Consider the following 9,135-nt stretch of genomic DNA (forward strand, 5'->3'; position numbering starts at 1 on the left):
TATCGTGATGGAGTGGCAATAGAGACGATTGCTGTGGCAATGGGGCATTCGAGCATCCAGACCACGAAGGACCATTACGCATTTCCATCTTTGGAACAAAAACGCAAGGCCATGGAAATAGGGAACCCTGTAATATCTTCTGGCAATGAGGTACCAGAATGGCCCGATGACGAGGATGAATTTGCACGGCTTTGCGGCTTGAGGTAAATTTTTATCCGCATATTTTTTTGAAGGAACAAGGCTTGATCATCAGCATCAAGCCTTGTTCCACAAAAATGTTCGGATAACAAAAACCTGCGGATAAGCCCTCCCACAGCAGACCTTTGATGCGGTCACAACGTCTGCCGCAGAACAAAAACAATGCTTTCGAGAACGGGTCAAGTCGAAGCTGAGCCTGAACGATAGTCGCAAGTCCGTCTATCCCGCGTCGAAGGTCGGTGTATCCCGTAACAAGATAGACATGTGCGTCCGCTACCAGATCATTCAGCATAGCTCATGAACCAAAGCGGTCAGAGTGTCCGCAGATATATCTGCCGGAAGAGATCTTTGAAGTCCGTTTTTCTCAATGCGGATATTTTCGTTTGAGCAAGGAACTGATACAGGAACGATGGCCGGAGAATTTTCGATATACTTTTCACGCACTTTTCTTAGGCGGTTGTAATACGTGTTTGGCTTGATCCCATTTTCTTTGCACCATTCCCGGATCGTCAGACAGCTTGCCTGCTGTGCTTTGATCTGCGCAGACCATTCCTGAAGCTGCATTTCTTTTTTGATTGTTGTGATGGATGTTGTTTTGTCCATACCTGTTACCTCCTTGTCTGATCGACTCCAATGAACTCCATGGATCAATTCGGATTATTCAATTTACTTCATGGTGTTCCTTGGAGTTTATTATACTTTATTAGACTTCGGTGGGGTAGGTGCTGGGGGTTATACGCTTACGTCTTTGCGGTCAATCGTTTTTCTGCGATGCGATATTTTCTATCACCATATCAAGCAGTTGTTTCTTCTTTTCTTTTGAAACAGGCAGTGCATCAATGTGAGCCGTGATAATCTTAGCGTGGCACTCGGCAACAGTCGTTTGAAGCTGCCTGATACCCTCAGCCGAAGTGGGATAATGTAATACGATTTTCATGCTATCACCTTTTCTTTTCGTTTTCAAGCTAAAAGCCTATCATTGATATACAATCATTGGCTTTGCTCTAAAACTATTATATAAGAAAATTGTACGTGATATTATCATGATTCCGCATAAATTCACAAATGAGTTAAATAGAATATGACTGTTTATTCTATGGTTTGTGTTTGTTGTCTTATGAACTATCAGTATTTTCAGCGCAATCGAAGTCTGAAAATGACGATAATGTCGATTGTTCATATGTTTGGATTTATAAAAACCATATAGAAGAAAGAACTATGATGTATTAAGTGAATTCGGGTTGCCGACTGCACCAGGACCTAAAGATTCAGTAATGACTCATTTGGACGATTTTATTAAGTGGGATTCAAATTCGGTTTATCGTTGACGTAAAATACTATAACGATAAGCAGATGAATAAAACTTTGAAGTATATTGTGAAGCCTCACACGACTAAAGTCGCGTGCTTCCAATAGTGTCCTAGCGGACACGCCCACTTTAGGTGGGCGGACTACGTTTCTACCATACAGCCTGAACTCAGAAAATTATGCTGTTTGAGCAATGATCTCCGCATTCAGGTTAACTAAGGTAGAGAACGTGCAGGTGCTTCTCTTACTGCATTGAGGGACTTTTGCCTCAATGAGCAACCTTGAATTCTCATCCAAGGATTTTAATATTTCACGTATGAAGTATCTTGCCCCTATATTATACGAAGCAGATAGATCACAGTTGTAGGTCTTGCCATTTTGTAATTTGCATAGCTCATAGGTATTGAAACCACCGAATTTACCACGAAGTACAAAACCACTGCCATCGTAGGCAAGGCGTGACGTATTCCATGCACAGATATGGCTTACTCTCATACCTTGTCTGTGAGCTTTATTCGTTACAATAGACTGTACTTCCTGACTGCGCCACAGCTTGAGCTTCTGATTTTTAGAACCGCGGGCCTTACCGTTCTTGTCTAAATGCTCAAATACAATAACATCTGCATTATAAAGAACGGCTATATCTACGATGCAGGCAGCAGTTTTAGTGGCAATGTCGTAATTGATTCCTTTGGCTTTTGCCCAAAGCCTTGGTGTTTTATAGTTACCATGCTGCTGAGCTTTTTTTATACGGTTAACACAATGCATCAGATGGTCTGTTTCTTTGGGAAGCTTACAAAAATGCCTTCCAAGAATAGTGCCATCTGAACGCATTACGGAAACCGTAACGGCAGTGTTGATACCAAGATCTACAGCAACAATAGTCTGTTCATACACAGATATATCTGCAAGTTTGACCTTTTCCTCAAACGGAAAGTCCAAAAACCACTCCTTGCCTCGTTTTTGAAGTGTTGGAGCGCATTGCTTGCGAAAACTGCAATGTCTGTATATATAATCCATATCAGACTTTTTAAGGTTTATAGTTATCCAGTCCCATGTATTACGGGTATAGACTTTGATCTGGGCAGTATAATCACCGGTCTGATTGTACATTACTGTACGGTACATAGACGGGAATGTATATCCTGCTTTTGGAAATGATGGTTCTCTTCCAAATGGATTATTAACCCAGTTATCGTGATTGCTTTTGTAAGATGATACCTTGCCTATAGCCTCGTTAATAGCACCACGGCGCAGATAGCTTGGCATCTTATAGAATTTGGCATCAAAATCATAAATTGGATCGGGATTATCTTTTGTAGCATGGATCAGCGTTTCAATATATGTGAGTCTACTCACCCCTTTGAATGTAACAATGTTATCCCAATGATCCAGACAAACGCTGATAAGGTAATCTACAGCATGTCTGTATTCGATAACGGTATCTTTAAAGATGTTGTTGTAATGCTTTATCTTAACGCTGTAAGTCGTATATATCTGCATACTGCAGACTCCCTCCTTCTACTTGGTTTTTTGAGAATTAATGTAATCTGTTACCTGTTTAAGACTTCTGTCGCTTACAGTTGCTACAAAATACGATGGATTCCATATATATTATAGCAGATTTATTTAAGAATAAAAAATTATATATACTTAAAAGTTTTGCTGTGATTGTGTCACGCGTGACACAATCAAAATTTAATGATTTTTTTGATCTAAGAAGCAGAAAGACAGCTGATCTTACTCACTTAGCTGTCTTTCACTTAAGAATTATAGTATCTGACATTCTTAATTGAGGCTTACAGTTTACAAGACGAAGTATATGATCAGGACTTCCTGTATTTGGTAGCTCTTACGATATGGTATTACAATGAATATACATACCCTCGACAATGCACAACAGAATGTCAAGAAATGCCGCCTAACTCATGACTAAAGTCACGAGCGTGCGGCGGCAAAATCGTCAATTCCTTCGATTGGATAAAATCTGACCCTATTCCATCTGTGATCGTTCCAATATACGTTTCAAGCGGAAATTATGAGTTTGGCTTCCCGGAAGGATGGAATTACGGAGAATCCGGAAGCGCTATATACATGACAAATCAGGATGGCTCTGCATCTTTTTCTGAAACTGTCAATGAAGCTGCTGCTTCACTGGAAAATATATCTCAAATTGATTATATAACCTATATATCGCAGTCTAAGCCTGATTTTATGCTTACTAATTTTAATAATGACGGACAAAAAATATCTATTACAGGAGAATACTTACTGAATGGAAAAAAGATAAATCTACAGCAGTATATAATTATTAACAACAGTTATGAGTATACTTTATCATTTGACACCGAAGAAGATGTTACTTCTGAGCTTGCAGTAACTATTCAAAATGTGATAAATTCTTTCAAATACTACTAAAAAGACCGTCACACATCTCTTTTTAATCTTTTTCCAGATGTTTTCCGTACCTAACAATGTCTATACATTTTTCGACTTGCGATAATGATAGAGTATTGCTTTTTACTGTTACCCAGTACAATAACTTTAGTACATAATCTCTTTTATTTTTTGTGGAAATGACTATATCCTTATTTGAGATAAAAATAGCTTCTTTCAGAGCATATTGTTCCTCTTTATTCAGCTTTAGAGCTAAACACAATTTTTTTTCGTTTTTAGGAGTAATATCTCTACTTCCGTTAAGAATATTAACGACGTGAGAGTATGACAATCCTGTACGTTCTGCAAGCTCTTTGACAGAAATCTTTCTATCCTTTGCAAATTGTATTAAAAGACTACCTGCTATTGTTGGTTCGGTACTTTTAATTTTCATACTTATCACCTTCCTCATATTATAATTATAGCAGATTATTTAGAGAAAAATAAAAAAGCAGATTGTTTTTATTTTTTTCAAAAAAACAATTATAATATCAAAAGGAAACCGCCGGAATTGCCCTAGGGGAGCAAGACACAACATGGCACAAAAGTGAAAGCTTTTTTCTCGTTTTGCTTACTTTCCTTGCACTTTTATTATACCATATTTTGTTTGTTTTGTCGATATTTCTTTGGTTTCATGCTGCGTAAGGAAAGACTAAATATTTTATCCCACTTTTAAGGCACTCCCCTGCCCGCGTTCTCTGTTAACATTAACTTACATAATTAAAACGAATAGCCGTCAAATACCAACAGACTATCCGTTTTACGTATATTATATCAAATCTAATTTTAGCTGATTACTTTATAGTAACAGTAACAGCATGTTTGATAGCGTTTGCTGTATCCCAAGTACCGTTTACTCTTGCTACGATAGCTACTTTGTATGTCATGCCGGGTGTAAGATTCTTGGGAGAAGTATAGGTAGTGTCGGTTATATTCTTCGTCTGAACTCTCCACTTACCTGCCAGATATACAGCTATACCGTATCTGTCAGCACCTTCGACCTTATCCCAAGTAAATCTTACCTGGTGGTATTTCTCGCTGTATTCTACCTTTATGTTTGTGGGGTAGGTGGGCTTTGTTTCTTCTTCGATAGGTAAGCGCTTGTAGGTGTTCTTGCCGCTGTTTTCAATCTCTGCAAATTCACCGTCACCACTGATAACAGTTTTTGGTGCTTTGGCGTTTACCCAGCCTTCACCATTGTAAAGTGTAGCTGATTCTTTTATATTTTTGAAATTTTCACCTAGAGTAATAGCTTTCAGATCTGTACAACCAGCGAACATATTGTTGAAGTCTGTGACCTTGCTCGTATCAAAGCTACTTAAGTCAAGTGACTTCAGACTATTACAATCATTGAACATATAATCCATATAAAAAGCCTTGCTTGTATCAAAACTGCTTACATCAAGTGTGGTCAGGCTGGAACACTTGTAGAACATACAAGCCATGTTTATGACATTGCTTGTATCAAAATTGCTTAGATCAAGCGTGGTCAAATTTGAACAGGATAGGAACATTTCACTCATACTAATAACATTGCTTGTATTGAACGAGCTAAGATCAAGGGCCGTTAAACCTGAACAGCCATGGAACATAAAAGCAGTATATATAACATTGCTTGTGTCAAATGCACTTACATCAAGCTCGGTCAGAGCGCTGCAATTCCAGAACATATATGACATATTAGTAACATTGCTTGTATCAAATCCACTTACGTCAAGTGAGGTAAGATTATTACACTCTTTAAACATAGAACCCATCTCTGTAACGTTGCTCGTGTCAAATGAACTGATATCAAGTTCTGTAAGACCGGTACAATCATAAAACATGGAATACATAGTTGTAACGTTACTTGTATCAAATGCACTTAAGTCAAGCGTAATAAGACTGTAACACCCATCGAACATCTCTTTCATAGTAGTAACATTGCTTGTATCGAATCCGCTCAGATCAAGTGTGGTCAGGCTTTTACACCAATGGAACATAGAACTCATATTGGTAACATTGCTTGTATCTACATTTGACAGGTCTATAGTAGTACAATTTTCGTAAAGTGAAAACATATCATAGCAGTTTTCGGGGAAAACCGTTCCTTCTTCTGCAAAAATAGATGTAACATAATACTTGTGTGAGAAATTCCTTATTGTACGTCTGTCAATCTCTCCCTTGAGAGTAAGTTCGCCTGTTTCTTCGTTGAAAGAATAGCAGCTTCCCTCAATTGTATCAGCCGCCTCAGCTGTTATGCTCTGTGTTATTACAGGTGCACCATAGCTGACAACACCTGCTGTCATACAAAGTGACATTACTACTGCTAATACTTTTTTAATCTGCATAAATATGACCTCCTAAATTATACGAGTTAAATACATTAAAATATTTAATTATCTCAAATATTTTATCACACTCTTATACAACTGTCAATAGTATTATTGTTCTATTTTCCTTGTTAAACAGCAAAAAATCAAAAGAATCCATTTAATACCTTTTCTAAGGTACTCCAATAAACTCCATGGTTTAATTTGGAATGTCCAATTTACTTCATGATGTTGCTTGGAGTTTATCATACATTAAGGAACAGAGGGGGTTATGCTTACGATATTAAGCAAAATGATTTTGTCATATACAAAATCGGGACTATTACCTGTTAGAATTAGCCCATGTCGGACTAACAAAGTAATAGGCGGCTCAGATGAGCCGCCTTATGAAATAACTAACGTATTTTAAGTGTACTGTTTAGTTAATCTAATTAACTTTTGCGAACACAAATTTTTGTGTGTTATCGTGGTTGATAACATAGGTCCACACATTTGACGAATTTTTGAGAGTACTGATTGTACCCTTGCAATCGATACATACATTCTTATTTGTGTGAATCCTAATTATATATGTACCATCACTATTCTTGACTAAATCGAAAAATTCTGTAGAACATCCATTCTTATCATAGATTTGAACGTTCTGTCCCCCACCATTCTTAACACTACTTCCATTTATATCGAGCACGCGATTACTTGATATATTTACAAAATAGTAGGCCTTCTTATTATTATCGTACATTAATTTCCACTTAGAGGAATTATTAACCTTGTTACTGAGGCAGACGTTAGACAGATTCTTGGTACCGCTTGAAGCTATATAGAGATTTACTCCTTTAGGATGTATCGTATATATTGCTCCAGTCTGAAGATCAGGAGCATTATATTTCTTAACAGTAAAGGATATCTTAGCACTGTCGAGACCTCCTGCCGAGTTAGATGCTGTTACATATGCAGTGTAACTTCCTTCTTCGTTAAAGCCAACAGTGAGCTTACCATTAGGCATTTTGGCAGTTTTCCATCTTTTACCGCTCTTATCGATACCTATAGTATAAGACGTCGCTGTATCAGAAGATGCAGTAAATGTAATGCTATCTCCTGTAGGAATATTTTTAGTATTAGCTTCAAGCTTACTTGCAGTAGGTTTTGAATCAATAAATCGATCCTGCTTTTCCGTCTAGGATTGCTTTCGACTGGTCGATCGTCAGACTTTCAAACACCAAATTATTCACTATTTCGCGGTACAATATGGCTATTTTTAAAGCTCGACAAAGAATAAGAGCCCCCGCATTAGCAATGCGAAAGACTCTTAGGTTAAAATGAAACGAATACAGTATACCACAATCACAAAAGATTGTCAAGCCTCAAAGAACAAGAAGACGCTCCATTTTCGAAATTCATATCACATAAACGCAATTTTAATCAGATTATTTTCCCGTCTTCAATACGCACAATTCTCTGACACTTGCTAGCCACACTCATATCATGAGTAATTATAATAACCGTATGTCCAGCTTCGTGAATCTCTGAAAAACATGACATGATCTCTGTACTTGTTTTATTATCAAGTGCGCCGGTTGGTTCATCAGCGAGTATTATTGGGGTATCTGCTGCCAATGCTCTTGCAATGGCACATCGCTGTTGCTGCCCGCCCGACAGTTGTGTAGGCAATTTGTTCTTCAGGTTTTCTATTCCTACCCTTTCAAGACAGTCCATTACAACCTTTTTACGGCCCTTTTCTTTTCGAGCCAACAATGGCATTTCAACATTTTCATATACAGTGTACTTATTCATGAGAGCAAAATTCTGAAACACGAAGCTTATATTCCTTTTTCTAAAATCTTGCAATTTAGCTAACGAATAATCTGAAACAACCTCATCATTATAGCGATACACGCCGGATGTGAGCTGATCCATACCGCCCATTATATGAAGAAGTGTTGATTTTCCAGAGCCGGAAGTTCCAACAATTGCAACATACTCTCCTTTTTCTACGCTCAAGGTGATCCCCTGTAAAGCATGAGTGCAATAATCACCTTTACCATAATCTTTTTTTACATCAACAAGCTCAATCATTTTGTCCTCCAATCATTTCGACCGGTGTAAGTTTATTTAGCAACTTAATAAGTAATACGGAAGAAATCGCGATCACACATATTATAACAACAAGTGAGATTGGATACGAATATTTTATAAGTATCTTATTCACTACCTCCATCATATTATTGGCTTGAAACCACCATTTAACAACGAATAAGCTAAGCGGCAAGGATATTAGGAAAGATACAAGCGACAATATTATATTACTTAATATCAAGGATTTACTAATAACTGTAATTTCAAATCCAACAGAAAGCAATATCCCTATTTCCTTTTTCATAATCAACAGTCTGTATGTTTGATAGCATAGCAGCATTAAAAAGCAAGAAAAACACACTATTACGATAAGTTTTGAAAGAATATTGTTCAATACGATCCAGTCTTTTGCAGCACGTTCGTAGGATGTTCTTAAAGTAGTATATCGTACTTCTGCATTGTATTTGTCAGCTAATCTGTATACGACATCTATCACCTGATCTGTATTATAATCATCTGAAGCGCATACCCACATATCCGATGAACTTGGAGGACCATCATAAAAGGATAGTATGCAACTTTTACAATCAATTGTATAATCCATAGTATTAAGATCAAATCCATATAAGAGCGTTTCGTTTATCCATCTTTGAGAACTGTCCAGAATTCCTGCAACTATAAATATTGTCTCTTTCGTCTCATATTTCGAACCAATAGGAATTTCAGAATAATACGAACCAAGATACATATATTCTACTATTTTTCCGTTTTGGGGTGTATAGTCTAAATCTTCAGGATTACTTCC

At 37.3% G+C, this 9,135-nt stretch carries 11 protein-coding genes and 1 pseudogene; 2 read left to right on the plus strand and 10 right to left on the minus strand.

Translation table 11 applies throughout. The features are described from left to right. Window positions 1-207, plus strand: a pseudogene (locus BM265_RS20480) (integrase); the annotation flags it as partial. Between the two features lie 4 nt (window positions 208-211). Here BM265_RS20480 and tnpB read toward each other — a convergent pair. The 5 genes from tnpB to BM265_RS21150 all read right to left on the minus strand — a co-directional run bounded on the left by tnpB (window position 212) and on the right by BM265_RS21150 (window position 3,117). Then, the gene (gene tnpB / locus BM265_RS19890) at window positions 212-490 is read right to left on the minus strand and encodes an IS66 family insertion sequence element accessory protein TnpB (protein WP_074963464.1); all 279 of its coding nucleotides are present in this window, start codon (window positions 488-490) and stop codon (window positions 212-214) included. Then, window positions 484-801, minus strand: a complete 318-nt coding sequence (gene tnpA, locus BM265_RS18825) for an IS66 family insertion sequence element accessory protein TnpA (protein WP_074963465.1) — start codon at window positions 799-801, stop codon at window positions 484-486. The genes tnpB and tnpA overlap by 7 nt, the downstream gene beginning before the upstream one ends. Before the next feature lie 151 nt (window positions 802-952). Continuing rightward, the gene (locus tag BM265_RS18830) at window positions 953-1,135 is read right to left on the minus strand and encodes a hypothetical protein (RefSeq protein ID WP_024855849.1); all 183 of its coding nucleotides are present in this window, start codon (window positions 1,133-1,135) and stop codon (window positions 953-955) included. Window positions 1,136-1,683: 548 nt separating this feature from the next. Then, window positions 1,684-3,009: an IS200/IS605 family element transposase accessory protein TnpB gene (locus tag BM265_RS18835; protein WP_074963466.1), complete on the minus strand. Its 1,326-nt coding sequence runs from the start codon at window positions 3,007-3,009 to the stop codon at window positions 1,684-1,686. An 18-nt stretch (window positions 3,010-3,027) separates the two neighbouring features. Next, window positions 3,028-3,117, minus strand: a complete 90-nt coding sequence (locus BM265_RS21150; protein ID WP_242837767.1) for a transposase — start codon at window positions 3,115-3,117, stop codon at window positions 3,028-3,030. A gap of 393 nt (window positions 3,118-3,510) precedes the next feature. Here BM265_RS21150 and BM265_RS18840 point away from each other — a divergent pair, with 393 nt between their 5' ends. Further along, window positions 3,511-3,924, plus strand: a complete 414-nt coding sequence (locus BM265_RS18840) for a hypothetical protein (RefSeq protein WP_207647018.1) — start codon at window positions 3,511-3,513, stop codon at window positions 3,922-3,924. Between the two features lie 22 nt (window positions 3,925-3,946). On the opposite strand, the gene BM265_RS18845 is transcribed toward BM265_RS18840, so the two are convergent. The 5 genes from BM265_RS18845 to BM265_RS20300 all read right to left on the minus strand — a co-directional run. Next, a complete protein-coding gene (locus BM265_RS18845; protein ID WP_074963467.1) occupies window positions 3,947-4,336 on the minus strand; it encodes a helix-turn-helix transcriptional regulator in 390 nt (129 codons plus the stop codon). Window positions 4,337-4,736: 400 nt separating this feature from the next. Beyond that, window positions 4,737-6,272 (minus strand): BspA family leucine-rich repeat surface protein, encoded by a 1,536-nt coding sequence (locus tag BM265_RS18850; protein WP_074963468.1) that lies wholly within the window; start codon window positions 6,270-6,272, stop codon window positions 4,737-4,739. Window positions 6,273-6,681: 409 nt separating this feature from the next. After that, window positions 6,682-7,260: an RICIN domain-containing protein gene (locus BM265_RS18855; protein ID WP_074963469.1), complete on the minus strand. Its 579-nt coding sequence runs from the start codon at window positions 7,258-7,260 to the stop codon at window positions 6,682-6,684. A 416-nt stretch (window positions 7,261-7,676) separates the two neighbouring features. Then, the gene (locus BM265_RS18860) at window positions 7,677-8,330 is read right to left on the minus strand and encodes an ABC transporter ATP-binding protein (protein WP_074963470.1); all 654 of its coding nucleotides are present in this window, start codon (window positions 8,328-8,330) and stop codon (window positions 7,677-7,679) included. After that, a partial coding sequence (locus BM265_RS20300) for an FtsX-like permease family protein (protein ID WP_177219646.1) occupies window positions 8,323-9,135 on the minus strand: 813 nt, incomplete at its 5' end. The genes BM265_RS20300 and BM265_RS18860, both read right to left, overlap by 8 nt.

This window comes from Hominimerdicola alba, assembly GCF_900112155.1.
In the GTDB taxonomy this organism is placed as follows: Bacteria; Bacillota; Clostridia; order Oscillospirales; family Ruminococcaceae; genus Hominimerdicola; species Hominimerdicola alba_D.

Excerpts from the sequence above, each read along its gene's own strand:
- tnpB (WP_074963464.1), bottom strand. The coding sequence starts at position 490 with ATGCTGAATGATCTGGTAGCGGACGCACATGTCTATCTTGTTACGGGA.
- tnpA (WP_074963465.1), bottom strand. The coding sequence starts at position 801 with ATGGACAAAACAACATCCATCACAACAATCAAAAAAGAAATGCAGCTT.
- BM265_RS18830 (WP_024855849.1), bottom strand. The coding sequence starts at position 1,135 with ATGAAAATCGTATTACATTATCCCACTTCGGCTGAGGGTATCAGGCAG.
- BM265_RS18835 (WP_074963466.1), bottom strand. The coding sequence starts at position 3,009 with ATGCAGATATATACGACTTACAGCGTTAAGATAAAGCATTACAACAAC.
- BM265_RS18845 (WP_074963467.1), bottom strand. The coding sequence starts at position 4,336 with ATGAAAATTAAAAGTACCGAACCAACAATAGCAGGTAGTCTTTTAATA.
- BM265_RS18850 (WP_074963468.1), bottom strand. The coding sequence starts at position 6,272 with ATGCAGATTAAAAAAGTATTAGCAGTAGTAATGTCACTTTGTATGACA.
- BM265_RS18855 (WP_074963469.1), bottom strand. The coding sequence starts at position 7,260 with ATGCCTAATGGTAAGCTCACTGTTGGCTTTAACGAAGAAGGAAGTTAC.
- BM265_RS18860 (WP_074963470.1), bottom strand. The coding sequence starts at position 8,330 with ATGATTGAGCTTGTTGATGTAAAAAAAGATTATGGTAAAGGTGATTAT.